This is a genomic window from Nocardia fodinahabitans (assembly GCF_052983615.1).
In genome coordinates this window covers 1,660,203-1,685,787 of sequence record NZ_JBRJJC010000001.1, presented here as the reverse complement: position 1 = coordinate 1,685,787, position 25,585 = coordinate 1,660,203, and the positions used below count along the sequence as shown (strand labels likewise).

General features: G+C 69.1%; 23 protein-coding genes. 17 read left to right on the top strand and 6 right to left on the bottom strand.

Features of this window, described 5'->3' with window-relative positions; translation table 11 throughout:
• The first annotated feature begins 276 nt into the window (after positions 1-276).
• Complete coding sequence (locus NV348_RS07770) at positions 277-1,329, top strand: alpha/beta fold hydrolase (protein WP_447146406.1); 1,053 nt, start codon at positions 277-279, stop codon at positions 1,327-1,329.
• Between the two features lie 28 nt (positions 1,330-1,357).
• Entirely contained in the window at positions 1,358-2,047 is a 690-nt protein-coding gene (locus NV348_RS07765) for a ferritin-like fold-containing protein (RefSeq protein ID WP_447146405.1), read from the top strand.
• Between the two features lie 3 nt (positions 2,048-2,050).
• Here the strand turns inward: NV348_RS07765 and NV348_RS07760 are convergent, their stop codons facing one another.
• The gene (locus NV348_RS07760; RefSeq protein WP_447146404.1) at positions 2,051-2,923 is read right to left on the bottom strand and encodes a helix-turn-helix transcriptional regulator; all 873 of its coding nucleotides are present in this window, start codon (positions 2,921-2,923) and stop codon (positions 2,051-2,053) included.
• A gap of 100 nt (positions 2,924-3,023) precedes the next feature.
• Here NV348_RS07760 and NV348_RS07755 point away from each other — a divergent pair, with 100 nt between their 5' ends.
• Both NV348_RS07755 and NV348_RS07750 read left to right on the top strand, forming a co-directional pair.
• Positions 3,024-3,560 (top strand): YceI family protein, encoded by a 537-nt coding sequence (locus tag NV348_RS07755; RefSeq protein ID WP_447146403.1) that lies wholly within the window; start codon positions 3,024-3,026, stop codon positions 3,558-3,560.
• Between the two features lie 100 nt (positions 3,561-3,660).
• Positions 3,661-3,888, top strand: coding sequence for a DUF3107 domain-containing protein (locus tag NV348_RS07750; RefSeq protein WP_447146402.1), 228 nt, complete (start codon positions 3,661-3,663; stop codon positions 3,886-3,888).
• A gap of 73 nt (positions 3,889-3,961) precedes the next feature.
• Here NV348_RS07750 and fasR read toward each other — a convergent pair whose 3' ends face one another.
• Positions 3,962-4,624 (bottom strand): HTH-type transcriptional activator FasR, encoded by a 663-nt coding sequence (gene fasR, locus NV348_RS07745; RefSeq protein WP_019048689.1) that lies wholly within the window; start codon positions 4,622-4,624, stop codon positions 3,962-3,964.
• 299 nt (positions 4,625-4,923) lie between these two features.
• Here fasR and NV348_RS07740 point away from each other — a divergent pair, with 299 nt between their 5' ends.
• The 7 genes from NV348_RS07740 to NV348_RS07710 all read left to right on the top strand — a co-directional run bounded on the left by NV348_RS07740 (position 4,924) and on the right by NV348_RS07710 (position 13,281).
• Positions 4,924-5,907 (top strand): DUF3152 domain-containing protein, encoded by a 984-nt coding sequence (locus NV348_RS07740; RefSeq protein WP_447150968.1) that lies wholly within the window; start codon positions 4,924-4,926, stop codon positions 5,905-5,907.
• Between the two features lie 202 nt (positions 5,908-6,109).
• Positions 6,110-7,291 (top strand): adenylyltransferase/sulfurtransferase MoeZ, encoded by a 1,182-nt coding sequence (gene moeZ / locus NV348_RS07735; RefSeq protein ID WP_447146401.1) that lies wholly within the window; start codon positions 6,110-6,112, stop codon positions 7,289-7,291.
• Positions 7,292-7,403: 112 nt separating this feature from the next.
• Positions 7,404-8,255, top strand: coding sequence for a TIGR02569 family protein (locus NV348_RS07730; protein ID WP_447146400.1), 852 nt, complete (start codon positions 7,404-7,406; stop codon positions 8,253-8,255).
• 170 nt (positions 8,256-8,425) lie between these two features.
• Positions 8,426-10,282: an SCO2524 family protein gene (locus tag NV348_RS07725; protein WP_447146399.1), complete on the top strand. Its 1,857-nt coding sequence runs from the start codon at positions 8,426-8,428 to the stop codon at positions 10,280-10,282.
• Between the two features lie 4 nt (positions 10,283-10,286).
• Positions 10,287-11,207: an SCO2523 family variant P-loop protein gene (locus tag NV348_RS07720; protein WP_355276050.1), complete on the top strand. Its 921-nt coding sequence runs from the start codon at positions 10,287-10,289 to the stop codon at positions 11,205-11,207.
• Between the two features lie 63 nt (positions 11,208-11,270).
• Positions 11,271-12,272: an SCO2522 family protein gene (locus tag NV348_RS07715; protein ID WP_447146398.1), complete on the top strand. Its 1,002-nt coding sequence runs from the start codon at positions 11,271-11,273 to the stop codon at positions 12,270-12,272.
• A gap of 40 nt (positions 12,273-12,312) precedes the next feature.
• Positions 12,313-13,281, top strand: coding sequence for an SCO2521 family protein (locus NV348_RS07710; RefSeq protein ID WP_447146397.1), 969 nt, complete (start codon positions 12,313-12,315; stop codon positions 13,279-13,281).
• Here NV348_RS07710 and NV348_RS07705 read toward each other — a convergent pair whose 3' ends face one another.
• From NV348_RS07705 to NV348_RS07690, 4 genes are all read right to left on the bottom strand, one after another.
• Positions 13,282-14,139 (bottom strand): hypothetical protein, encoded by an 858-nt coding sequence (locus NV348_RS07705; RefSeq protein ID WP_447146396.1) that lies wholly within the window; start codon positions 14,137-14,139, stop codon positions 13,282-13,284. It lies immediately after the preceding gene.
• On the bottom strand, positions 14,136-14,669 hold the full coding sequence (locus NV348_RS07700) for a GNAT family N-acetyltransferase (protein ID WP_447146395.1): 534 nt from the start codon (positions 14,667-14,669) through the stop codon (positions 14,136-14,138). The genes NV348_RS07705 and NV348_RS07700 overlap by 4 nt, the downstream gene beginning before the upstream one ends.
• A gap of 168 nt (positions 14,670-14,837) precedes the next feature.
• Entirely contained in the window at positions 14,838-16,322 is a 1,485-nt protein-coding gene (locus NV348_RS07695; RefSeq protein ID WP_447146394.1) for an MFS transporter, read from the bottom strand.
• 208 nt (positions 16,323-16,530) lie between these two features.
• Positions 16,531-17,202 carry a FadR/GntR family transcriptional regulator gene (locus NV348_RS07690; protein ID WP_189026746.1) on the bottom strand — a complete coding sequence of 224 codons (672 nt, stop codon included), beginning with the start codon at positions 17,200-17,202 and terminating at the stop codon, positions 16,531-16,533.
• Between the two features lie 191 nt (positions 17,203-17,393).
• Here NV348_RS07690 and NV348_RS07685 point away from each other — a divergent pair, with 191 nt between their 5' ends.
• From NV348_RS07685 to NV348_RS07660, 6 genes are all read left to right on the top strand, one after another.
• Positions 17,394-18,647 carry a CynX/NimT family MFS transporter gene (locus NV348_RS07685; RefSeq protein WP_447146393.1) on the top strand — a complete coding sequence of 418 codons (1,254 nt, stop codon included), beginning with the start codon at positions 17,394-17,396 and terminating at the stop codon, positions 18,645-18,647.
• A gap of 309 nt (positions 18,648-18,956) precedes the next feature.
• The gene (locus tag NV348_RS07680) at positions 18,957-20,417 is read left to right on the top strand and encodes a nitrate/nitrite transporter (RefSeq protein WP_447146392.1); all 1,461 of its coding nucleotides are present in this window, start codon (positions 18,957-18,959) and stop codon (positions 20,415-20,417) included.
• A gap of 30 nt (positions 20,418-20,447) precedes the next feature.
• The gene (gene nirB, locus NV348_RS07675; protein WP_447146391.1) at positions 20,448-22,997 is read left to right on the top strand and encodes a nitrite reductase large subunit NirB; all 2,550 of its coding nucleotides are present in this window, start codon (positions 20,448-20,450) and stop codon (positions 22,995-22,997) included.
• 63 nt (positions 22,998-23,060) lie between these two features.
• The gene (nirD, locus tag NV348_RS07670) at positions 23,061-23,462 is read left to right on the top strand and encodes a nitrite reductase small subunit NirD (protein ID WP_447146390.1); all 402 of its coding nucleotides are present in this window, start codon (positions 23,061-23,063) and stop codon (positions 23,460-23,462) included.
• Between the two features lie 4 nt (positions 23,463-23,466).
• A complete protein-coding gene (locus tag NV348_RS07665; protein ID WP_447146389.1) occupies positions 23,467-24,711 on the top strand; it encodes a uroporphyrinogen-III synthase in 1,245 nt (414 codons plus the stop codon).
• A 71-nt stretch (positions 24,712-24,782) separates the two neighbouring features.
• The gene (locus tag NV348_RS07660) at positions 24,783-25,481 is read left to right on the top strand and encodes a sirohydrochlorin chelatase (RefSeq protein ID WP_447150967.1); all 699 of its coding nucleotides are present in this window, start codon (positions 24,783-24,785) and stop codon (positions 25,479-25,481) included.
• Positions 25,482-25,585 lie beyond the last annotated feature (104 nt).

Below are 25,585 nucleotides of genomic sequence, written 5' to 3'. Positions count from 1 at the left end.
CGGTGGAGCGCAGCGCCCGCGAGAGCGGGAGTGTCGCGCCCGCAGGGTCTGCCGGGGCGAGGAAACTAGCGTTGTCCACGGTGATTGTAGCGTGATATTGTTCGCAACCCGAATTTCGGCTCCGCGCACGGTGCGCTGAATACCGGTGCGACGTCACATTCCCGTGGTCGGGCCGTGTGCCGCAGCACAATTCGGCGGCCGGGAATTCGCGCGTGTCCGTCGCGTGTAACAGAACTCACTTGGTACCGCCGGTACCGGGTGTGAGACATTCTTGTCGTGAGCATCACCGAGACCGTCACCACCGCCGCGCGCAACGCGTGGTCGCTGAGCTTCGGCGCGGGCATCGAAGCGCCGGACCCGGCCCCCTCGACCGTGCTGTGGGACGAGCCGCACCGTCTGCTGCGCCGCTACGATTCCGAATCGTCTTCGGCCACAACGGATTCCGCGGTGCTGCTGGTGCCGCCGCTGGCCGCGCCCGCGACCTGCTTCGACCTGCGCCCGGACCAGAGCCTGGCGCGGCACCTGGTCTCGACCGGCCGGTCCACCTACCTCGTCGACTACGGCGACATCTCCTTCGCCGATCGCCGGATGGGCTTCGAGGACTGGGTCACCGACATCCTGCCCGAGGCGATCCTGCGCACCAGCGCCGATCGCGGCGGCGCCCCCGTCGACCTGGTCGGCTGGTCGATCGGTGGTGTCTTCGCCCTGCTGACCGCGGCCGCGAACCCGGAACTGCCGATCCGCTCGGTGACCGGCGTCGGCTCGCCGCTGGACTACAACAAGATGCTCGGCATGCCGCAGCTGCGCGCGGTCGCGAGCCTCACCGGCGGCCAGGCCACCACCGCGCTGGTGCGCGCGGCGGGCGGCATTCCCGCGCCGCTGGTCAAGATCGGCTACCGGCTCGCCGCCTTCGAGCGGGAGCTGGCGCGGCCGATGTTCCTCGCGAGCAACATCGCCCGCACCGAGACGCTGGCCAAGATGGAATCCATCGACCGGTTCCAGGCCGCCATGCCCGGCTACCCGGGCCGCTTCTACGGCCAGATCTGGGGCCGGTTCATCCTGGCCAACGACATCGGCCAGGGCAAGCTCCAATTGCGCGACCGCACCATCGAACTCGCGAACGTGCGCGTGCCGGTGCTACTGGTCGGCGGCACCGCCGACGTGATCACCCCCAAGGCCGCCGTCGAGGCGGGTCTGCGCACCCTCACCGGAGCACCGTCGGTCACCTACGAGATCGCGCCGGGCAGCCATCTCGGCATCCTCGCCGGGCCGGACGCCCGCCACACCACCTGGACCTACCTCGACAAGTTCCTGGCGGAGCGCGATTGATCATCGGTCGGGACTAAGGTTGACAGTCATGGGAGCACAGACCTCTGCCGCGCCGGATGTTGTCTCGACCGAACCGCTCGCCGCGGATCACCCGGGGGTGACCGAGCTGTTCGCGGTCGTCGCCTACGGCGAGATCTCCGCGTTCTACCGGCTGGCCGAAGAGGCCAAGCTGGCGCCGTCGCTGCGCGGCCGGGTAGCCGTCGCCAAGATGGCCGCCGCCGAGCTGGCCCACTTCGAGACCCTCGAGGCGGCCCTGGCCGCACGGGGCGCCGATCCCGAGGCGTCGATGGAGCAGTACCAGGGCGCGCTGGACTCCTACCACGCCTCCACCGACCCCTCGACCTGGCTCGAGTCGATGGTGAAGTTCTACGTCGGTGACGGCCTGGCCGCCGACTTCTACACCGAGATCGTCGGCGTGCTCCCCGGCGAGGTCGCCGACGTGGTGCGCGAGGTGCTCGCCGAGACCGGGCACTCCCAGTTCGTTGTCGACGAGGTGCGCAGCGCGGTGGCGGCCAGCCGCTCCGAGCGCGACCGCCTCACGCTGTGGGGCCGCAGGCTGCTCGGCGAGGCGATCACCCAGGCGCAGTACGTGATTGCCCAGCGCGACGAGCTGGCCGAATTGGTGCTGGCCGCGACCGGCGACCTCAACGGCATCGCCACCCTGTTCGACCGCATGCAGGAGCGCCACGCCGCCCGCATGGCCGAACTCGGCTTGTAGGAGTTACTCGCCGACCGCGTGCCCCGGGACGAGGCGCAGTTCCGGTGCGCGGGCCGCGGCCTCGCGCGGTAGCCAGATGACGACCTGTTGATCGCGGTCGGCGGCGAGGGTCTGCACCGTGAAGGTGAGGGTGCCGCGGACCGGGTGTTCGAAGCCGAGCAGGGTGGGGACGTCCTCGGCCAGGCGGTGTGGCCGCCAGCGGCGGGCGAATTCCGGCTCGGCGCACAGGTGGGTGATGATCCCGGCGATCCGTTCGTCCTCGGGGCGGCGCAGCCGGGTCCGGGCGAGCTGGTCGGCCAGGTGATCGGCGAGCTGGGCCCAGTCGGTCACCGTGACGCGGGCCTGCGCGTGCCGGAAAGCCCAGACGGCCAGATTCACCTGGTCGGGATCGTCGAGCAGCCCGATCGGGCCGACCAGGTCCGCCCACGCGCTGTTCCAGGCCAGCACATTGGCGCGCGGACCGAGCACGAACGCGGGCGTCGGGGTCATCGCGTCGATGACCCCGCGCAGCGCGGCGGGCACCTGGTCGAGCTCCGGATCGAATGCCGTGCTCGGGCAGCGGGCTTCGGCGCTGCTGGTCAGGGCCAGCCAGCCGAAGTGCGCGCGCTCGGTGTCGTTGAAGCGCAGCGCGGTGGCCAGCGCGTCGACGACGGCCATCGACGGATTGCTGTCGCGCCCCTGCTCGAGCCGGGCCAGATAGTCGGCGCTGACGCCGGCCAGCACCGCCACCTCCTCGCGGCGCAGGCCGGGGGTGCGCCGTCTGCCGCCGCCGGGCAGGCCGACGTCCTCGGGTCGCAGCTCGGCGCGGCGCGCGACGAGAAGCTCCGCGAACGCCGACCGGGCGCCCTGCCGGTCTGTCATGTCTTCGCCTGCCATGTCTCGATGGTGCCCGGTCCCCGCTCTCGCAGCCACGCCCTGCGGGGTCCAGGATAAGCGCGGTCTGGTTAGCGGACCGTGGTCCGGTCAGGGTGGAAGCATGACTTCCTCGACACAGACCCAGCAGCTGAAGACCGGATCGTGGGCGTTGGACACCCACCACTCCTCGGTCTCGTTCACCGTGCGCCACCTCGGGATCGCCAAGGTGCGCGGCGGCTTCACCAGTTTCGAGACCGAGTTCGTGGTCGACGAGGCGGGCGCGGCCACCATCGGCGCCACCATCGCCCTCGATTCCTTCGACACCGGCAACGCCGACCGCGACGCCCACATCCGCGCCGCCGACTTCCTCGACGTCGCCAACCGCCCGACCCTCACCTTCCGCGCCACCGGACCGGTGCGGGTCGCCGAGTCCTTCACCGTCGCAGGCGAGGCCACCCTCGGCACCGTCACCCAGCCGGTCACCCTCGACGTCGAATGGGGCGGCGTCGCGGACTTCCCCGACGGCACCCGCCACGCCGGCTTCTCCGCCACCGGCGCGATCAAGCGCACCGACTTCGGCGTCGGCGTCCCCATGCCGGGCATGCTCTCCGACACCGTGAAGATCGAACTCGAGATCGAACTGGTCGAGCCCGCCTGACCCCGTTCGCTCAGAGCGCAGGCGGGCGTGACACCGCCATCGGCCGACTGCATTAGCCTGGAGTCGACAACACAGGACTCTTACGTTCGGAGGTTTGGCCGTGGAGGTCAAGATCGGTATTTCGGATAGCCCGCGCGAGCTCGTCATCAACAGCGCGCAGAGCCCTGAAGAGATCGAGGCGCTGGTCTCCGAGGCGCTGAGCGGCGCGAGCGGTGTGGTGTCGCTGACCGACGAGAAGGGCCGCAAGTTCCTGATCCAGTCGGCGAAGGTCGCCTACGTGGAGATCGGCTCGCCCGCGACCGGCCGCGTAGGCTTCGCCACGGTCTGAGGTACTGACACAGAAACACCCCGCCATCCGACGATGGCGGGGTGTTTCGTGTTCGCGGCGAGACGCGTAGCGCTCAGCCGATCGGGTGCAGGGGCACGTGCTTGAGGCCGCCCCAGGCCAGCGCGACGGTGGTGTCGACCGCTTCGTCCTTGGGAATCGGGCGGTCGGCCTCGAGCCAGTAGCGGGCGGTGAACTGGCTGGCGCCGACCAGGCCGACGGCCAGGATGCGGGCCCGGTACGGATCCAGGCCGGAGTCGTGGGCGACGAGGTCGAAGACCGCGTCCACGCACGCCTCGGTGGCCTGCTCGACCCGGCGCTGCACCTGCGGCTCGCTGGTCAGATCGGATTCGAAGACGAGGCGGAAGCCCTGCATCTCGTTGTCGACGAAATCGAAGTACGCGGCGACCGCGGCCCGCACGCGCTGCTTGTTGTCGGTGGTGGAGCGCAGCGCCTGGCGCACGCTCGACACCAGGATGTCGACATAGTTCTGCAGCACCGCCAGATACAGCTCCAGCTTGCTCGCGAAGTGCTGGTAGAGCACCGGCTTGCTGACGCCTGCTACCTGCGAGATCTCGTCCATGCCCGCGGCGTGGTAGCCACGCTGGACGAACACTTCGCTGGCCGCGAGCAGCAGTTGCTGGCGTCGCTCGTCACGGGGCAGCCGGGTGCCGCGCTTTGCCGGGACCGTTTCCGGCACCGATCGGCGCGAGGTCATGCGGTCCACGAGGTCTGTCATCTCGGCTCTCTTTGTCGTTTACCCCGGCCCAGGGGGGTGCGGTCCGGTGTCCCACGAACGATACCCGCACGGTGTTCCCATCAAGTTTCGCCCTGGAAATGTAGTACCAGTCCCCAGGGTTCGCCGGGCCGTAACCGCGTGATCTCCTGCGGCCGCCGCGAGGTAGCGGTTGCGTACTGTGAGAATCTGGTGGGGTGACCGACCGACCGGAACGACCATCCGGCGGCGGGCGCGATGTCGCTCGCCCCACGCAACCCACCGAGTCCGGTTCTGTGACGTCGGCGCCAGAAGGGCGAGAACTGCAGGTCTACGACCCGCTCGGGCTGTATCAGCCCGCCGACAAGTCGCGGCAGCCGCTGCGCGCCCGCTGGAACCCCGCCGACGCCGACAACGGCCGACCGCGCAGCCCGCAGCGGGAGGCGAAGAAGCAGAGCGCGATCGGCCGATTCGTGCGCCGCTACGGCTGGCGCGCCTACGCGCTGCCGGTGTTGCTGGTCGTCACCGTTTTCGTCGTCGTCGACGCGATGCGCGCGGGCCCGATGTCCGCCCCGGTCGAACCCGGCTTCGGCGCGCTCAGCCCGAAGGCCGCCCAGTCCGGCATCATCGGCGCCCCGCCCGGCGACGGGAAGTTCCCGGCCGATCTGCCGCTGGGCGCGCTGCCCGAGGGCGGCGAGTACGCCGACCGCGCGGCAGGCACGTGGCACGTGGTGCCCGGTACCGGCGCGCAGGTCGGCGCAGGCACCGAGCGCGTGTTCCGCTACACCGTCGAGGTCGAGGACGGCATCGACACCGCGCCGTTCGGTGGCGACGCCGCGGTGGCCAAGATGGTCGAGACCACCCTGGCGAACCCGAAGAGCTGGACCCACGACCCGCGCTTCGGTTTCCAGCGGGTGGACGCCGGCGAACCCGACTTCCGGCTCTCGCTGACCTCCCGCGAGAGCACCCGCGCCGCGTGCGGATTCGAGATCCCGATCGACTCCTCCTGCTACAACGCCGACCTCGACCGCGTGGTGCTCTCGGAGGTGCGCTGGGTGCGCGGCGCGCTCGCCTTCGACGGCGACATCGGCTCCTACCGGCAGTACCTGGTCAACCACGAGGTCGGCCACGCCATCGGCTACCACGGGCACCAGCCCTGCGAGACCGACGGCGGCCTCGCGCCGATCATGATGCAGCAGACCTTCGGCACCAAGAACAACGACATCGCCCTGCTCGACCCGCACGGCGTGGTCCCCGCCGACGGCAAGACCTGCCGCTTCAACCCCTGGCCGTACCCGAGGGGGTGACGGTCGCGGTGATGCGCGACCATGGACGGGAAGAACCCCGCGGCAGGCGACGTTGTCACCATTGCCAACCCGTACGGTTTTCGGCCGCCTCGCTGCCGAGGGGCGCGGCGTAACGGCGAAGCCGGAGCCTCGCCCCTCGGCAGCGAGGTCACGAGGCCGAAAACCCGCGGCGCCAGCCGCCAACAAGCACAGGAGCTCTGACGTGTCATTCACCGGGTCTCTGCCGCCGCTCGTCGAGCCGGCCGCGGAACTGACCAAGGACGAGGTCGCTCGCTACAGCAGGCACCTGATCATTCCCGATCTGGGCGTCGACGGTCAGAAGCGCCTGAAGAACGCCAAGGTGCTCGTGATCGGCGCGGGTGGCCTGGGTTCGCCCGCCCTGCTGTACCTGGCCGCGGCCGGTGTCGGCACCCTCGGCATCGTCGAGTTCGACGAGGTCGACATGTCGAACCTGCAGCGCCAGGTCATCCACGGCGAGTCCGATATCGGCCGGTCGAAGGCCGACAGCGCCCGCGATTCCATCCTGGAGATCAACTCCGGGATCGACGTGCGGCTGCACAAGATCCGCCTGGAGCCCGACAACGCGGTCGAACTGTTCGCCGGGTACGACCTGATCGTCGACGGCACCGACAACTTCGCCACCCGCTATCTGGTCAACGACGCCGCTGTCCTCGCGGGCAAGCCCTACGTGTGGGGCTCGATCTACCGCTTCGAGGGTCAGGTCTCGGTGTTCTGGGAGGACGCCCCCGACGGCCGCGGCATCAACTATCGCGATCTGTACCCGGAGGCCCCGCCGCCGGGCATGGTCCCCTCCTGCGCCGAGGGCGGCGTGCTCGGCGTGCTGTGCGCGTCGATCGGTTCGGTCATGGTGACCGAGGCGATCAAGCTGATCACCGGCATCGGTGAGACGCTGCTGGGCCGCCTCATGGTCTACGACGCACTGGACATGAACTACCGCACCATCAAGCTGCGCCGCGATCCGGAGCGTGCGCCGATCACCGAGCTGATCGACTACGAGGCGTTCTGCGGGGTGGTCTCGGAGGATGGCGTGGCCGCCGCGGTCGGCTCCACGATCACCGCCGCTGAGCTGAAGGATCTGCTCGACGCCGACAAGATCGAGCTGATCGACGTCCGTGAACCGGTCGAGTGGGACATCGTCCATATCGACGGCGCGACGCTGATCCCCAAGGACCGCATCCTGTCCGGCGAGGTGCTCGCGGAGCTGCCGCAGAACAAGCCGATCGTGTTGCACTGCAAGACCGGAATCCGTTCGGCCGAGGCACTGGCCGCGCTCAAGCGGGCCGGTTTCGCCGACGCCACGCACCTGCAGGGCGGCGTCGTCGCCTGGGCCAAGCAGGTCGATCCCTCGCTGCCGGTCTACTGATCGAGTAGCTGCGCTGTTGCCGACCTCGCCGAAGATTGCGGCGAGGTCGCAAAGTGGAGTGTGCCAGCGTGCCTTCGGGCTCGGGCGGTTGCCGCGGGGTTACGGTACGGCCGTGACCTCAGTCGAACCTCCCGAGCATGTGCGGGCCACATTCGGGCTTCGCGAAGTGACACCGGTCTCCCTCGGCGACTGGGATGGCGGCTGGCGGCTGGGTGACGTGGTGCTGAGTCCGGTGGCCGATCACGCGCGGGCCGCGTGGTCGGCGAAGGTGCGCGAGACGCTCGCGGTCGACGGTCTGCGGGTGGCGCGCCCGGTGCGCGCCACCGACGGCCGGTATGTGGTGTCGGGCTGGCGTGCCGACACGTTCGTCGACGGCGCGCCGGAGCCGCGGTACGACGAGGTGGTGTCGGTGTCGCTGCGGTTGCACAAGGCGACAGCGCAATTGGAACGCCCCCGTTTCCTGGTGCAGCCCCCCGTCGCGCCCTGGGTGGACGTCGACGTGTTCGTCGCCGCCGACCGGGCCGCCTGGGAATCGGTGCCCTTGCGCAGCTTGCGCGCGGGCGGCGTCCCGATCGCCGCGACCCCTGACGGGCAGCGCAGCCTGGAATTGATCGGCCAGCTCGCCACCCTGCGCAAGCCGGTCCGCGGTCCCGATCAGCTGGTGCACGGCGACCTCTTCGGCACTGTCCTGTTCGCCGGCGCGCACACGCCCGGCCTCACCGACATCACCCCGTACTGGCGCCCGGCCGCCTGGGCCGCCGGCGTGGTCGTCGTCGACGCGCTGGCCTGGGGCGGTGGCGACGACGGACTGCTCGACCGCTGGTCCAGTCTGCCGGAATGGCCGCAGATGTTGTTGCGCGCCTTGATCTTCCGGCTCGCCGTGCACGCCCTGCACCCGCGTTCCACGCCGGAGGCCTTTCCCGGTCTGGCCCGCACGGCGGACATGGTCCGTTTGGCACTGTAAGGGCGAATTGCGCCGATAGTGACCGATGGGTCTGATGTGGTTTCAAATCCGTTGAGACCCAACGTTTCCTGGGATATCCCGTGCTATCTTCATCGGGCATCGCCGCCATGTGTCCTGCGCCGGACCTGGGGACCCGTGCGGCCCGTCACGAGCGGTGAGGATTGCTGCGGGTGAGAATCCAGCCCAGACAACAGATTCTGGATATTTGGAGCGCCATGCTCTCGGCCTGCTACCGGGACGAGAAATGGCATTGGGACGGCGTCCTCGGCGCGAATTCGATCAGCGATTCCGAACAGCTGCTGTGCCTGCTGTATCCGGCCACCGAGATCGAGAGCTTCGCGCTGGACCGTCCCGAGGCGATGTCCGACGACGTCAGGGTCGTCCTCGAGGTGTTCGGTGGGCAGGCCAGGATCGGGATCACGGTGCTCGGCCTGGTCGAGGAGTACCTGGCGCGCAACACCGCTCCCGACGGCCTGCCCCGGTTCGACGCGGGCAGCTACCTGCGCGCCACCGGCGACACCGAGCCCACACCCGCCCAGCACGCGCTCGAGGTGGTCGACGGCTACTCCATGTCGGTGACGCTGTGTATCGCGGCGCTCGGCTTCGCGCGCGTCTTCGATCGCTGGGCGCGCACCGAGCGGCGCAAGGACATCAGCGCCAGGATCGCCGAGCTCAGTGCCGGATTGAGCACCCGGCTGACCGCCGCGATGACGGGCCTGGTGCGCAGTTTCGTGGTCAACACGGCCTCGCCGCGGTCGCCGTCGGGCAAGGCGATGCTCGGCATGCTCAACCAGTCGGGTCAGCCGGAGAAGGTGGTCGTCGACGCCGTCGCCCGCAGCCTCGATCGCGTGCGCGCCCGGCTGCGCAACGACGTCACGCTGGGCCGGGCGCCGGAATCCGAACTCGACGACGAGGATCTGCTGTTCGAGTGCGGCTGGAGCTGGGGTGTGGTGCAGGGCGCCGACCCGGTCGACTTCGTCCCGGACGCGATCGGTTCCAGCATCGGCTACGCCGACCCGAGGCCCTACCTCTACTTCACCATCACAGCGCTCGACGGCATCAACGACGTGCTCTCCCAGCGCACCAGAGAGCTCGACCTGCTCGACGACACCCAGTACCGCCTGGCCGAGGCGTTGCGCATCCGCTGGGACATCACCCAGCGCTACTGGGCGACGGTCGCCCGCTTCGGCAGCGGCACCTGGCCACTGGAGGACATCCCGTGGCGGACCTCCGACGGCGAGGAGTCGGACTACTTCTCCCTCATCGTGTCCGCGGTGCTGATCCAGGAACTGGTGGCCCGCACCGCCTCCGACGACGACCTGACCCGCGCGATCGGCATCTTCGACGAGCTGGCCCGCCGGGGCCGCATCATCCGCAGGCCCACCCAGGACGACCCGTCGCTGTCCCTGCACCACCCCGGCGTGCGGATGACGCTGCGCGGCAGCGAACTCGTCGACGGCGGCGGCTCCCGGCTGGAGTGGATCGCCTCGGACTTCGCGCCGGTGCTGCTCAAGCGCAGTCTGCAGGCGGCCCGGCTGTCGGGCAACATCACCGCCCGCGACCGGCTGATGGAACTCGCCAAGAAGGTGATGGACCACCTGGACCTGCGGATGATCACCGACGGTGACGCCGCGGGCCTGTGGGACGACCCCGGCGCGGCCTTCGGCGCCGCGGCCCAACCGGGCCAGACGCTTCCGTCCTGGTATATGACCGAGCGCGTGATCGAATGCCTGGTCACCGCCGACCGCACCTACCGGGAAGCGCCGTTGCGCTCGCCGGCGATGGTGGTGCGCGCCGTCGAACTGCTCAACGAGGCCGAGCATCTGCTCAACCAGGAGATGCTCAATGTCAGCGTCGAGGACACCTCGGCCAACCGCATCGCGCTCGACGGCGTCGAGCAGCAACTGGCCAGGGCCAGAGACGTGGTGAATCTGCAACCGGGAACGGCGTTCACGCTCGCCTCGGCGGCCCTGATCGAACTCGACCGGCTCGCCTACGCTCGTCTCGACGCGATGAGGAGCACGTGACCCCATGATCGTTTTCGCCACCTCGGACAAGGGCGGCACCGGACGGTCGGTGACCAGCTGCAACCTGGCCTACCGGCTGGGATTGCGCGGGATCAGCACGGCCTATCTCGACTTCGACTTCGGCTCACCCACCGCGGGCGCGCTGTTCGAGATCAGCGCGGTGGAGCGGGGCACCGCGTCGGGCAGCGGCCTGCACTCCTACCTGCGTGGGCACAACAGCCTGCCGCAGCGCATCGACGTGCGGGCCAACACCAATCGGGATGCCTTGCGCAGTCAGCGATCTCGCGGCGGCAAGCTGGTCCTACTGCCCGGTGACGAGGGCGGCGGCGAAGCCATGTCGGCCAACGACGCGCACGTGGTGCGCCGCTGCCGCGAGCTGCTGCTCGACCTGGACAGCACCTACAAGGTGGTGATCGTCGACCTGAGCGCGGGCCGGTCGGTGGCCATGCAGATCGCGCTGGAAGCGACCCGCCCCCAGGACATGCCGGACAAGGAGGTGTGCTGGCTGGTCTACCACCGCTGGACCCGCCAGCACCTGATGGCCGCCCAGGGGCTGGTGCACGGGCCCAAGGGCCTGCTGAAGACCGGCGTCGAACTCGGCTACGCCCCCGACGACCTGCTGGCCCGGATCCGCTTCGTCCGCACCGCCGTTCCGCGCGTCACCGATGAGCACGCGGCCAGCGGTGGACCGCAGGCCGCGTGGCTGCTCAAGCAGAACGACGCGCTGCGCTCGCTCGCGGCCGAGTACCGGCTCGGTGCCGGCGCGCTGCTGGGGGAGACCCCGGTCGAACCCGTGCTGCAGTGGCGGGAGCAGATCGTGCTCGACGCGGATGTGAACGCGGGTATCGCCAATCGCGCCACCGTCGACGCGTTCGAGGAACTGGCGCGGCGGCTGTGGGATCGCGCGACGTGGGTACGGGTGTAAAGTCCGATCGGGTGTCTAGAATCGCCACGATTCTATCCGGACGGGTTGACGAGGGGCTTGGTTGTGGGTGGCGCCGTCTACGCCGAGTCGACGGCGTCAGTGCGTGTCGAGGATGTACCGCTGTCGCACGTGTCCATCGAGGTCGGGCACTTCTACATGTCGGACCTGCTCAACGGCGAAGCGACGATCGCCGCCCAATTCCGGCGGGTGGCACCGCTACTCGAGGCGTTCACCGAGATCGCCCGGCAGGACTTCGCCGAGGCCGCCGGTGGCGCTTCGCGGGTGCGGGTGAGTACCTGCTTCCTGCTCGACGACTACTTCCAGACCGACGCCGATCCGCGCCGGATCGTGCCGAAACTGCTGCGCATCGCGCAGGAATGCGGCGTCCGCATCGACTACCTCGCCAGCGAGGCCGGGTGCAGCCGGTATCTGCGCCGTCAGCACGACGAACCGCGGATTCCGCTGGCGCAGATGGTCGCCGACTCGATCGTGGCCGAACCCGCGCCGGGCAGCACCGGGCGCAGGCCGCCGACGGCGGAATCCGGCTGGCTGTGCAACGGCGAGCGGTCCAGCGATCACGAGCCGGGCCAGGCCATGGAGGTCAACTACCGGCCGCCGGTGGAGTTCGCCGCGCGCAACCACAACATCTTCCTCGACGTCGAGATGTGGCGGGACCGGGGCGCGGGCCAGGACGTGCTCTGGTCGTGCCCGTTCCTGGCCTCGGTCTGGCAGTTGCTGCGCCTGGGCATGCTCCGCTACGAGGGCAAGGCCATCGTGGACGCCGAGTACTGGCAGCCGGAGCACGAATGGCCCGCGCGCTGGGCGGATTTCCCGAGCGTGATCCGGCTACAGGAGCGGGCGGCGCCGTTCGCCGCGTTCCGCTCGCTGTCGCTGCTGCCACAGCGGTACGTGGGCATCGAGCACGCGGTGCGGATGATTCTCGACCATGTGCAGCCCGATCCCGCCGTCGTCGGGCTGATCACCCGGCGCGCGAGCGAACAGGGGATCGCGATGACCGACGACGTCACCGACCGGCTCTCGCATTTCTTCCTCAGCAGCCTCTGATCCGATGCCGTCACCAGCGCATACGGGCTATTCTGCAGCAATGCAACTCAGCGGTGGACCGCTGGCGCTACTGGGCGAAGTGCGCACCGGCCTGCTCCCGGAGTCGGCGGCACTGAGCCGTGGGTCGGCGGCGGAATTGCTGACCCTGGTGCGGGGCAGGCGCGTGCAATCGCGGGAACGGCCCGTCAGCTGGGCGCGGTCCCCGGTGATCTCCGAAGGCGTCGATTGCAGGCTCGCCACCCCGACCCGCGGCCGGGTGCGGGGAGTCGGGACCGTCGCGGCCCACGCGGTCGTCCTGGGCGGGCGGATCCTGCAGAGCTCGGCGACGGCCACCGTGACCGCCGGGGAGGGTACGCATCGGCGCAGCTGGGGACACTACCTCGGCCGGATCGGCATCGTCGAGATCCTCACCCGGATACCGCCGGACATCAGCGCTCAGCTGGTCGACGGCTTCCTCGGCCCCGCGGACGCGGCGACGGCCACGCTGGACCCGGGCGCGATCGCGGCCCGGCTGCACATGCGGGTGCGCACCGATCCGATGCTGAATCAGAAGCCCCCGATCCAGACCAGCGCGTCGCGGCTGCGCTGGGCCGCGCGAGTGGACCGCGGGCAGCCGCCGAGCATGTCGTTCGTCCTGCTCGACGAGGAGACGCGGCTGGCCTCGGTCGTGGTCGGCGACGAGGCGGAACTGGCGGCGGTGCAGGGCTTCTGCGAGGACCTGGCCATGCACGACTGGCTGTTGACGGTGCTCACCGAGGTCATCGACGAGGCCGAGATGGCCGAGCTGTCGCGCAGTTCGCCCGCCCAGGTACTCACTCCGCTGCTGGAACACCTCGTGCACCTGTGGTTGCCGGGTGCCTTCACCCCGGCCCCGTTGCGTGGCCTGTGGACGGGCCTGGAGGCCGATCCCGGTTTCACCGTGCAGTGGAATTCCCGGATCGGGCAGCTGCGCGACCGGGTCGCGGTGGCGACGCTGGGCGCGCTGACCCGCAGCCAGTCGCGCTGGTGATCACAGCCGGAACAGCTGCCGCACCAGCAGTGCGAAGAACACCGAGGTCGACACGATGCCCGCGTACGACTCCACGATCAGGGTGGCCTGCGCGAACGAGCCCAGCTCGGGCAGATCGTCGGTGCCCACCGGATTCAGGAAGTTCAGCAGCCCCACCCGCACGGCGGTGTCGACACCGATCCCGGTGCTCGACAGGTAGAAGACCCCGACGAACACCGCGATCTCCACCGCGATCCAGGCCAGCAGCAGGAACGGCCGATAGCCGTAGCCGCACAGCAGATCCGAGGTCATCCCGGGTAACCGCCGCCAGTGCGGGCTACGCGCTCTGGTCTTGGCGCGCGCCATGTTCAGGCCACACCGGTCCTGGCCGCGCGGGTTCTCGGTGGTGGTGTGCAAGCGGTAGGCCTGCCGGTAGGCGAGCGCGGCGTGCGCGGGCAGCGTGTGCGCCGAGAGCTGTTCGCCGAGTTCCTCGTACACCTCGGCGAGCAGGATGGACTGGGTGCGGCTCAGCCGCAGCGGGCCGCGGAATTCGACCTCGGCGGCGAACAGCGCGGTGAGCACGGTCTCGCAGGACAGCTCGCGCCCGGCGTTGTCGAGCACGTCCGGGTCGGCGTCGCGGTAGAGGTGGGCGAAGACCAGGCTGTCGCCGACCCGCCGGGTCGAGGGTGGAACGTAGTCGGCGAGGAACTGCTCGACCCGGTGATTGAGTTCGTCGAGCAGACCGTATTCGCCCGCCGGTCCCGGCATGCGCAGGAAATCGGCGACCACATCGGCGAAAGCGCCCGCGTGCCTGCGGATCAGGGTCGTCTTGGAGGCGACGAAATCGCCGAGCCGATCGTGTTCGGCGTAGTCGGTCATCCCTCGTCTACCGGCCCACGGTCCTTGTACCACCGGCGATCGGTGGGATCGGCGCTCGGCCACTCGGGAACGATCCGATGCACCAGCAGATCTCGCGGTTCCCCCACCCCGAAGTACTGGTCCTCGTAGCCGGCCCAGACGAAGCCGGAATTCTTGTACAGCGTGGCCGCGGGCACGTTCGACGGACGCACCGTGATGAAGACGGCGTCGACGTGCGATGAACGGCACTGCGCGACAGCGAGTTCGAGCAGCGAGCGACCGAGCCCCCGACCCTGATAGCGCGCCGAGACGGCCAGGCCGATCAGCCAGGCGGTGCTGCGGCCGACCGCCACCATGGCGTACCCGCAGATCGAGCCCGCCAGATCGGCGACCAGCCAATGTGATCCGTGGATATCGAACAATTGCCGAATGGCGAAATAGGGGTAGGCCAGGGGCATGAATTCATGCGATTCGAGCTCGGCGATGGCGGCCAGATCGTCGACGGTGGCGGATCGGAATCGTAGCTCTACCTGCTCGTTCGAGATGTTCAAGACCGCTCACCTCTCGCCGCCCCGGTGCAAGTCTGGACTCCAGGGTAAGCGCAGATCGGTGATCGCGGCCACAACCAGGGCCGAAAAGTGTTGGCACACAGCCGAAAGCCACGTTCGGTGAGGGGAGCCGAACGTGGCTTTCGGGTCGGGGTGAGTCGAAGGGAACGACTACACGTTGGCGTAGGCCAGGGAGGGAACCTTCTCGACCGCGAACGAGGAGCGCAGGTAGCACCACCAGGTGACGGCGGCCATCACGACGAATGCGACCGCGTATCCCCAGAAAGCGGGGGCCATCGATCCGAAGTTGATGTTGGACAGACGCAGCGCCTGCTGCAGGACGAATCCACCGAACGCTCCGACCGCACCGATCACGCCGATCGCCGCGCCGGCCTGGCGGCGAGCCGTCGCCTGCGTCTCGAGGATGTCGAGGCCGTGCTCCGAGGCGTACTTCTTGGCCGTGGCGCCGAAGATCGAGGGAATCATCCGGTAGGTGGAGCCGTTACCGATGCCGGTCAGCACGAACAGCAGCAGGAAGGCGATGAGGTACAGCGGGAAGCTCTTCATCGACAGCGCGGCCATGATCAGGCAGACCGCGACCGACATGCCGGTGAAGACGAAGACGGTGATGCGAGCGCCACCGACCTTGTCGGCGATCCAGCCGCCCACCGGCCGGCTGAACGATCCGACGAACGCGCCGAGGAAGGCCAGGTTGCCGACCATGGTGATCCAGCTGATCTGGGTCAGGTGCGGGAAGTTGGCCTTGATCAGCGTGGGGAAGGCGAACGAGAACCCGATGAACGAACCGAAGGTGCCGATGTAGAGAAACGACATGATCCAGGTATGCGGGTTGGTCAGCGCGAGCTTGTAGGACTTCCCGTCGGCCTTGGCGGAGACGATCGAGTCCATGTACCGCAGCGCGCCGAACGCGGCGACGAGGATGAACGGCACCCACACCAGTACCGCGAGCGTGATGCCGAAGCGGTAGCCCGCGGCGTCCTTGGCCAGCAGATGCGTACCGAGCGTGATCAGCAGCGGCGCGGCGAGCTGCGTCTGGGCGACGCCCAGGTTGCCGCCCGCGGCGTTGATGCCCAGCGCGGCGCCCTTCTTGCCTTCGGGGAAGAAGAACGAGATGTTCGCCATCGAGGACGAGAAGTTGCCGCCGCCGACGCCCGCCATGGCGGCCAGCAGGACGAAGACCCACATGGGCGTTCCAGGCTGGTTCACGAAGAAGGCCAGGCCCAGTGTCGGGGCCAGCAGCATCAGTGCGCTGAACACGGTGAAGGCGCGGCCGCCGAAGCGGGGAACCGCGAAGGTATACGGGATACGGAGGGTCGCGCCGACCAGCGTGGGGACCGAGGTCAGCAGCAGCGCGTTGGCCACCGCGGTCGGGTTACCCTTCCCGAGGCCCTCGAGGAAGGTGAAGCCGGCATCGGCGCCCATGGCGGTGACGATGGAGCCCCACAGGACCCAGACGCTGAAGCCGAGGTTCTCGGCGAATACGGAGAACCACAGGTTCTTCTTGGCGGTCTTCTCACCGCCCGATTCCCAGAACTTCGGGTTGTCGGGCTCCCACTGGGTCAGCCAGCGGCCCTTCTGCTGATATTCGAAGGACGGGGATTCCGTCTCCTGGCCGGTGGCGGCGATTGCGGTCATCGGCTTCCTCTCGATCGGGCTCGATAGAAGCGCATCGGATTTCGTGGCGTTCGATGCTCTTCTTGCGGGGTCGAGATAAAGGTAGAAGCCGGTTGTTGCGTGACAATGGCCTCAGGTGACGTTCCCGGCAACTCACGCTCACTGTCGAAAACGCGCACCGGTGACCGGCTGGAAACCTGGATGTAGAAAGAGCTGCCGGTTCGCTTTCTCAGCGATCCGGGTACTCGGCGATGAGCGAGCCGAGGAAACAGCGGGTCGCCTGCATCGCCTTGTCGGCGTCGCCGTCGATCACGGCCTGCACGAGTTCGGCGTGCTCGGTGTCGTAGGCGTCGTCGGAGCGGGCGGTTCGCGCGTGGATCACCTGTTCGATGACCGGCAGCAGCGAATCGTAGAACTCCAGGTATACCGCGTTGTGGCTGGCGACGACGATCGCACGGTGCAGTTCCACGTCGGCGGCGATGGCGACCGGGTCGGGTTCGGTCCAGTTGCGGTTGCTGCGCTCGGCGAGCAGCCTGCGCAGCGTGGCGATGTCGGCGTCGTCGCGGCGGCGGGCGGCCAGGCCCGCGGCGGTGGTGTCGAGCGCCTGCCGGAGTTCGAGGATGTCGCGCTCCTCGGCGTCGGCGAAGAACTTGCCCAGGGTGCCGCCGACCTCGGAGGTGGCGATCACATAGGTGCCCGAGCCCTGTCTGCGTTCGAGCATGCCCGCGTGCACGAGGGCTTGGACGCCTTCGCGGACGGTGTTGCGCCCGGTCCCGGTGAGCTCGGTGAGTTCCGGTTCCGTGGGGATCCGCTGGCCCACGGGCCAACGGCCGGAACGGATCTCGGCCCGAAGCTGTTCGGTGACCTGAGCGATGAGGCTGGTTCGCCGGACGGGTTGCACGTCAGCCAGGGTACTCACCCGCCTGCCCGCGAATATTGGCCAGACTCAGGTGCGTGCAGATCTGGGGCCGCGGCAAGCCTTGGGTGCAGGGGCGGGTGAGCCCGTCCCCGGTGAGTTACCCATGTTCTCTCGCGTTGGAGATCGCTCACAGTCGCTTGGCGTTAGTCATCGGGTCATCCTATGATTCATCGGTGACCGCGACCCTCCCCGATTCCCGAACTCTGCCCGATTCCGGTACGCGCAGTCGTACCCGCGCATTGATCGAAGGCCGCCTGCTCGTGCTGGCGGCCATTGTCATGTCCGCGCTGACGTTGCGCGCCGCGGTCACCGCGTTCAGCCCGCTGGCGGAGGAGATCGGCGCCGATATCGGGTACGGGACCGCGATCGTCGGCGTGTTCGGCATGCTGCCGACCGGGATGTTCGCCATCGCCGGGCTGGTGACGCCGCTGCTGGTACGCCGGTTCGGGCTGGAGCGCACGGTGCTCATCGCGATGCTGCTGGCCGGGACGGGGTCGCTCACGCGCGTGTTCTCCGCGGGCACGGGCGAGCTGCTGGCCTTCTCCGGTGTGGTGCTGCTCGGGATGGGTATCGGCAATGTGGTGATCCCGCCGCTGGTGAAGCGGTATTTCGCCGATCAGCTGGCCGCGATCAGCTCCTTGTACATCGTGATGGTGCAGTTGAGCACCGTCGTCCCCGCGTTCGTCGCGGTGCCGCTGGCGGAAGACCACGGGTGGCGGATCTCGATGGGTGTGTGGGCGCTGGTCGGCTTCGCCGCCGCGGTGCCGTGGCTGTTCGTCCTGCGTGATCGCAAGGGTCGCGACCGGGTCGACGTCACCGCGCTGCCCGCCGAATCATCAACGGCCGCAGGCAAAGTCTGGCGTTCGCCGGTGGCCTGGGGGATGGCCGCGATGTTCGGCATGACCTCGCTGACCACCTACGCCATGTTCGCCTGGCTGCCCAAGATCCTGTCCGACGCGGGCGCGAGCGCCGGCTTCGGCGGCAGCATGGTCGGCCTGTTCGCGCTGATGGGCCTGATCCCCGCGCTCGGCGCGCCCACCGTGGTCTCGCGGATGCGCAATCCGTTCCCGGTGGTCGTGGCCTGCATGGTGCTGTTCGTCATCGCCTTCGCCGGTCTGCTGATCGCGCCCATGGGCGCCCCGGTGCTATGGGTGGTGCTGCTGGGTCTGGGCCCGAGCACCTTCCCGATGGCGCTGACGCTGATCAACCTGCGCACCCGCACCCCGCACGGCTCGGCGGCGCTGTCCGGGTTCACCCAGGGCGTCGGGTACGCCGTGGCCTGTGTCGGTCCGTTGCTGTTCGGCATGCTGCACACCTGGACCGGCGGCTGGGCTGCTCCGTTCGCCATGTTGCTCGTCGCGCTCGGCGTGCTGCTGGCCGGCGCCTGGCAGGCGTGCAAGCCGCGCCTGCTCGAGGACACCTGGTAACCCGCCGGGCACGGGCTCGCGCACCTGATTCCTCACAGGCGGCCGCCCGCCGAAGTGCGGTGCGCGTGAATCTGGCTTAAAATCGCCGAGAGGAGGCGCAGCTCACACCCTCACGGGTGCAACTCGCGATTTCTGGCCGCTTCCTTACCTGCGGAAATCGGTGTGTCACACGCCGGAAACAAAAGGGCCGATCTCACCTGCCGGAAGCGCGGTAGGTGAGAAACCGTTGATTCGCGCGACATTTCCCGCAGCATTCCGGCAATACCCATTTCCTACCGTTGGGCCATCGCACTTTTTGGGAGGCCCAACTTGAGCACGCTGAAGCGTAACCACGACATCGAGCACTGGGATGCCGAAGATGTCGCGGCCTGGGAGGCCGGCGGCAAGGACATTGCCAAGCGCAACCTGGTCTGGTCGGTCATCGCCGAGCACATCGGGTTCTCGGTGTGGTCGATCTGGTCGGTGATGGTGCTGTTCATGCCCACCGATCAGTTCCACATCGACGCCGCGGGCAAGTTCTTCCTGGTCGCGGTACCGACCCTGGTGGGCGCGATCATGCGCGTGCCCTACACCGTGGCCACCGCCCGTTTCGGCGGCCGCAACTGGACGATCTTCAGCGCGTTCCTGCTGCTCATCCCGCTGGTGCTGACGCTGTACTTCGTCAACCAGCCGGGCACCTCCTACACGACCTTCCTGATCGTGGCCGCGTTCGCCGGCGTCGGCGGTGGCAACTTCGCCTCCTCGATGACCAACATCAACGCGTTCTACCCGCAGCGACTCAAGGGCTGGGCGCTGGGTATGAACGCCGGTGGCGGCAATATCGGCGTCCCGGTCATCCAGCTGCTCGGGCTGCTGGTGCTGGTCACCCTCGGTGGCGACTACGCCTACCTGATCTGCGCGATCTACCTGGTCCTGGTCGGTATCACCGCGGTCGGTGCCGCGCTGTACATGGACAACCTGACCAATCAGAAGGCCGACCTGTCCTACATGGGCAAGGCCCTGCGGGTACCGCAGTCCTGGGCGATCGCCTTCCTCTACATCGGCACCTTCGGTTCGTTCATCGGCTACAGCTTCGCCTTCGGCCAGATCCTGCAGATCAGCTTCAAGGCCGGTGGCGACACCGCCGCCCAGGCCGCCGTGCACGCCGCCTCGATCGCCTTCATCGGCCCGCTGCTCGGCTCGCTGTCGCGCCCCTACGGCGGCAAGATGGCCGACCGGCTCGGTGGCAGCAAGGTCGCGCTCGGCACCTTCGGCGCCATGATGGCCGCCGCCCTGATCGTGATCGCGGCCTCGAGCATGGCCGATCGCAACAACGGCGTCGCCTCCGGCGCCACCATGACCTTCCTGGTCATCGGCTTCATCGCGCTGTTCGTGCTCTCCGGTTTCGGCAACGGCGCCGTCACCAAGATCATCCCGTCGGTGTTCGAGGCCAAGTCCAAGAGCCTGCCGGTCTCGCGCGTCGAGCAGGCCGCCTGGTCGCAGAACACCGCCGGCGCCCTGATCGGCTTCGTCGGCGCGATCGGCGCGCTGGGCGGTGTCGGCATCAACATGGTGCTGCGCTCGTCCTACGCCTCCACCGCCTCGGCTACCACCGCGTTCTGGGTGTTCCTCGCCTTCTACGTGGTGTGCGCGGCCGTCACCTGGACGGTGTTCCTGCGCCGTCCCCGCCTGTCCACCGTGCCTGCCGACTCCGATGTCGTGGTCGAGGCCGAGTCTCTGGTCCTCGAGGCCGAAAACAACGCTTCGTCGGCCAATTCGTCGGCTCGCTGACTACCGACCACTACCAAGGAGGTCACTCTCATGAACAGCATTCGCAAGACAGTGGTCGTGGTCGGCCACGGCATGGTCGGTCACCGCTTCGTCGAGGCCCTGCGTTCTCGCGACGAGGCCGGTGAATGGCAGATCGTCATCCTCTCCGAGGAGAAGCTGCCCGCCTACGACCGTGTCGGTCTGTCCTACTACGTCGGCAGCTGGAAGGCCGAGGAGCTGGCGCTGCCCGGTAATACCTACGACGGCGACGACCTGGTCGACCTGCGGCTGGGCCAGCGCGGCGAGTCCATCGACATCGCGGCCAAGACCGTCACCAGCTCCACCGGCGACGTCATCGCCTACGACGCGCTGGTCATGGCCACCGGCTCCTACCCGTTCGTCCCGCCGGTGCCCGGCCACGATCTGCCCGAGTGCTTCGTCTACCGCACCATCGACGACCTCGACGGCATCCGCGCCGCCGCCGAAGCCGCCGGTCCCGGCGCGCACGGCGTCGTCGTCGGTGGCGGTCTGCTCGGCCTGGAAGCCGCCAACGCGCTGCGGCTGATGGGCATGACCCCGCACGTCATCGAGTACAACGACCGCCTGATGCCCGCCCAGGTCGACGCCGGTGGTGGCGCCATCCTGGAGAAGCTGGTCTCCGACATCGGCCTCAACGTGCACACCGGGGTGGGCACCGCCAAGATCGTCTCGATCGAGGAGGAGGGGGCGGACAACGTCACCCTGCACCTGTCGGACGAGTCCGAGATCCACGCCTCGCTGGTGGTGTTCTCGGCCGGTATCCGCCCGCACGACGCCCTGGCCAAGGCCGCGGGCCTCGAGATCGGCGCCCGCGGCGGCATCCTGACCGACGTCACCCTGCAGACCTCGGACCCGAGCGTCTACGCGATCGGTGAGTGCGCCGCGATCGAGGGTGTCTGCTACGGCCTGGTCGCCCCCGGTTACACCACCGCCGAGATCGTCGCCGACCGCCTGCTCGGCGGCGCGGGCGAGTTCCCCGGGGCCGACATGTCGACCAAGCTGAAGCTGATGGGTGTCGACGTCGCCTCCTTCGGTGACGCGCACGGCACCACCGAGGGCGCCCTCGAGGTCGTGCTGCACGACGCGGCCAAGGGCACCTACGCCAAGCTGGTCGTCTCCGACGACGCGCAGACCCTGCTCGGCGGCATCCTCGTCGGTGACGCCAGCCAGTACGCGGCCCTGCGCCCGCTGGTCGGCCGCCCGCTGCCCGCCGACGCCGCCGCGCTCATCTCGCCCGCCGGTGCCGAACTGGGCGCCGACGCGCTGCCCGACGACGCCCAGATCTGCTCGTGCAACAACGTCAGCAAGGGCGCGATCTGCGGCGCCATCGCCGACGGCGCCTGCGACATCCCGGGCATCAAGAGCTGCACCAACGCCGGTACCTCCTGCGGTGGCTGTGTGCCGATGATCAAGAAGCTGCTCGAGCAGTCCGGCGTGGAGATGTCCAAGGCGCTGTGCGAGCACTTCACCCAGTCGCGCGCCGAGCTGTTCCAGGTCGTGCAGGTCACCGGCATCCGCACCTTCTCCGAGCTGATCGCCAAGCACGGCAAGGGCACCGGCTGCGACATCTGCAAGCCGACCGTGGCCTCGATCCTGGCCTCGACCTCGAGCGACCACATCCTCGACGGCGAGCAGGCGGCGCTGCAGGACACCAACGACCACTTCCTGGCCAACATGCAGAAGAACGGCACCTACTCGGTGGTGCCGCGGATGCCCGGTGGTGAGGTCACCGCCGAGCAGCTGATCGTCATCGGTGAGGTCGCCAAGGAGTTCGACCTCTACGTCAAGGTCACCGGTGGTCAGCGCATCGACCTGTTCGGCGCGACCGTGGAGCAGCTGCCGCTGATCTGGAAGCGCCTGGTCGACGCGGGCATGGAGTCGGGTCACGCGTACGGCAAGTCGCTGCGCACCGTCAAGAGCTGCGTCGGTTCCACCTGGTGCCGCTACGGCCAGCAGGACTCGGTCGGCATGGCCGTGCTGCTGGAGAAGCGCTACCGCGGCCTGCGCTCGCCGCACAAGCTGAAGCTGGCCGTGTCGGGCTGCGCGCGTGAGTGCGCCGAGGCCCGCGGCAAGGACGTCGGCGTGATCGCCACCGAGCACGGCTGGAACCTCTACGTCGGCGGCAACGGCGGTCTGACCCCCAAGCACGCGGTGCTGCTGGCCGGCGACCTCGACGACGAGACGCTGATCTCCTACATCGACCGCTACCTGATGTTCTACATCCGCACCGCCGACCGCCTGCAGCGCACCGCGCCCTGGCAGGAGGCCCTCGAGGGCGGTATCGAGTACCTCAAGGCCGTCGTGTGCGAGGACAGCCTCGGCATCGCCGACGACCTGGAGGCCGCGATGGCCAAGCACGTCGACGGCTACAAGGACGAGTGGGCCGCCGTGCTCGAGGACGAGAACAAGCTCTCGCGCTTCGTCTCCTTCGTCAACGCCCCTGACGAAGCCGACCCGACCATCTCGTTCGACGACAGCGGCGAACGCAAGGTGCCCGTGCTTCTCGGCCTGCCCGGCATGCCCGCCGGTGTCGGCTCCGACACAGCAGCGGCCGGGAAATAAGCGCTTAACCCTGCGGAAACAGGGCGCCTGTACCAATAGATAAGGCGTTCGGAGGAGGAACCGATGACCGTTATCGACACACCCACCATCACCACGGAGACGGCGACCTGGACCCAGGCGTGCCGGCTCGACTTCCTGATCCCGGGCCGCGGCGTTGCTGTCCTGCTCAGGGGCGGCAAGCAGGCCGCCCTGTTCCTACTCACCGACGGCACGCTCGCCGCCGTCGGCAACATCGATCCGTTCGGCCGGGCCGCGGTGATGTCGCGCGGCATCATCGGTGATCGCGGTGGCATTCCCGTCGTCGCGTCGCCGCTGCTCAAGCAGGCTTTCTCGCTGATCGACGGTCGTTGTCTCGACGACCCGACGAAGTCTCTCCCGGTCTATGCCGTGCAACTCGACGGTGGCGTCGTCGCGGTATCCAACGAGCCGGTGCAGGTCGCGGGCCTCGAATCCTCGGACGGCTGATTACATGACTGCTCCCACCGACAGTGGCCCCGGCCTGGCCGGCTTCACCATCGGCGTCACCGCCGCGCGCCGTGCCGAGGAATTCGGCACTCTGCTCACCCGCAAGGGCGCGACCGTGGTGTCCGCCCCCGCCATCCGCATCATCCCGCTGGCCGACGACACCGAGCTCGAACGCGTCACCGAGCTGCTGATCGCCGATCCGCCGCAGATCACCGTCGCCACCACCGGCATCGGTTTCCGCGGCTGGATGGAAGCGGCCGAGGGCTGGGGTCTGGCCGAGACGCTGCGTGACACGCTCGCCTCGACCCGGATGCTGGCCCGCGGTCCCAAGGCCAAGGGCGCCATCCGCGCCGCCGAACTGCGCGAGGAATGGTCGCCTGCCTCGGAGTCCTCGGCCGAGGTGCTCGACCACCTGCTCGCCGAGGGCGTCGAAGGGGTCCGCATCGCGGTGCAGCTGCACGGCGCGACCACCGAATGGGAGCCGGTTCCCGACTTCTGTGAGGTGCTGCGCTGCGCGGGCGCCGACGTGGTCCCGGTCCCGGTGTACCGGTGGGAGCCGCCGGCCGATCGCTGCCCGATGGACGCCATGATCGAGTCGATCATCTCCGGCAGCCTCGACTGCGTCACCTTCACCAGTGCCCCCGCGGTGGCCTCGCTGCTGATGCGGGCCAAGGAGACCGGCCTGCTCGAGTCCGTGCTGCACGCGCTGCGCGGTCGGGTTCTCGCGGCCTGCGTCGGCCCGATCACCGCCGCTCCGCTGGAGGAACTCGGTGTGCCGACCACCATGCCGGGCCGCGCGCGGCTCGGTGCGCTGGCTCGCCACGTCGCCGAGGAACTGCCGCGCCGGGCGAGCCGGATCTACGCGGCCGGTCACCTGATCAGCGTGCGTGGTGGCTGCGTCGTCGTCGACGGTGAGGTGCGTCAGCTGGCGCCCGCGCCGATGGCGTTGATGCGGTCGCTGGCCCGTCAGCCCGGCCGGGTCGTGTCCCGCGAGGACCTGCTCTCGGCCCTGCCCGGCGGTGGCGACGACACCCACGCGGTGGAGACCGCGATCGCCCGGCTGCGCGCCGGTCTCGGCACGCCGAAGGCGATCCAGACCGTGGTCAAGCGTGGCTACCGGCTCGCGCTCGACGCCGCCGACTGCTCGGACACTCCGGCGAGCCGCCCGCCGGTACAGCCGCCGCACCAGGCCGGAATCGGCACGCCCGCCCGGTCGCCGCGCCCGGCGCAGCCGATCGGAGTCTGGTGAGTACCGCGCGGCCGGGTGAGCCGGCCCTGGTGCTCGTCGCGCACGGCACCCGCAGCGCGCGGGGCGTGGAGATGATCGCTGCGCTCGCCGACGCGGTGGCCACCGAGCTCGGCGCCGCGGTTTCGGGGCGCGGCGCCGACGGCACGGAATCCGACGGCGCGGCGCCCAACGCCGCGCTGCGCACCGCCTTCGTCGACGTGCTCGGCCCGTCGCCGTCGGAGGTGCTGCGCGACCTCGACGGTCCGGCCGTCGTGGTGCCCGCGTTCCTCGCCTCGGGCTACCACGTCTACCAGGACGTGCCGCGCGAAGTCGCCGAGAGCGGGCACACCGAGGTCGCGGTCACCGCGGCCATGGGTCCCGATCCGGCGCTGACCAGGATCATGGCGGTGCGCTTGCGGGCCGCGGGCTGGCGTCCCGGTGACGCGGTGGTCTTCGCCGCCGCCGGGTCGTCGGACGCGCGGGCCCGTCAGGATGTCCGCCGGGCGGCGGGCATGCTCGCCGAACAGCTCGGCGTGCCGGTGCGGATCGCCTACGTCGCGACCGGTACGCCGCGCGTGCCCGAGGTCGTCGCCGAACTGCGGGAAGCGGGTGCGGGGCGCGTCTTCATCGCCTCCTATCTGCTGGCCCACGGCCTGTTCCACCAGCGCCTGCACGACGCGGGCGCCGACGGTGTGGCCGAACCGATCGGGGTCCATCCCGCGGTGGTCCGCCTGATCGCCGACCGATACCGCACGGCCGCAAGGGAACTCGTTCGCGCCCGGGTGCGCTGACCGGTCCGTTCGTGCCTGCGCCGAGGTGCGCCACCGCGGTGCGCGACGGCCTCGCGCGGGTGGGCGGACCTCGTCGGACGCGTTGCCACAGCCCGGTGAGTGCG

Bases quoted from the DNA above. Each gene is read 5' to 3' on its own strand.
- NV348_RS07705 (WP_447146396.1), bottom strand. From the start codon at position 14,139: ATGACCGACTACGCCGAACACGATCGGCTCGGCGATTTCGTCGCCTCC.
- NV348_RS07660 (WP_447150967.1), top strand. From the start codon at position 24,783: ATGATCGCTGCGCTCGCCGACGCGGTGGCCACCGAGCTCGGCGCCGCG.
- NV348_RS07720 (WP_355276050.1), top strand. From the start codon at position 10,287: ATGATCGTTTTCGCCACCTCGGACAAGGGCGGCACCGGACGGTCGGTG.
- NV348_RS07765 (WP_447146405.1), top strand. From the start codon at position 1,358: ATGGGAGCACAGACCTCTGCCGCGCCGGATGTTGTCTCGACCGAACCG.
- nirD (WP_447146390.1), top strand. From the start codon at position 23,061: ATGACCGTTATCGACACACCCACCATCACCACGGAGACGGCGACCTGG.
- NV348_RS07755 (WP_447146403.1), top strand. From the start codon at position 3,024: ATGACTTCCTCGACACAGACCCAGCAGCTGAAGACCGGATCGTGGGCG.
- NV348_RS07695 (WP_447146394.1), bottom strand. From the start codon at position 16,322: ATGACCGCAATCGCCGCCACCGGCCAGGAGACGGAATCCCCGTCCTTC.
- NV348_RS07710 (WP_447146397.1), top strand. From the start codon at position 12,313: ATGCAACTCAGCGGTGGACCGCTGGCGCTACTGGGCGAAGTGCGCACC.
- NV348_RS07760 (WP_447146404.1), bottom strand. From the start codon at position 2,923: ATGGCAGGCGAAGACATGACAGACCGGCAGGGCGCCCGGTCGGCGTTC.
- NV348_RS07665 (WP_447146389.1), top strand. From the start codon at position 23,467: ATGACTGCTCCCACCGACAGTGGCCCCGGCCTGGCCGGCTTCACCATC.
- nirB (WP_447146391.1), top strand. From the start codon at position 20,448: ATGAACAGCATTCGCAAGACAGTGGTCGTGGTCGGCCACGGCATGGTC.
- fasR (WP_019048689.1), bottom strand. From the start codon at position 4,624: ATGACAGACCTCGTGGACCGCATGACCTCGCGCCGATCGGTGCCGGAA.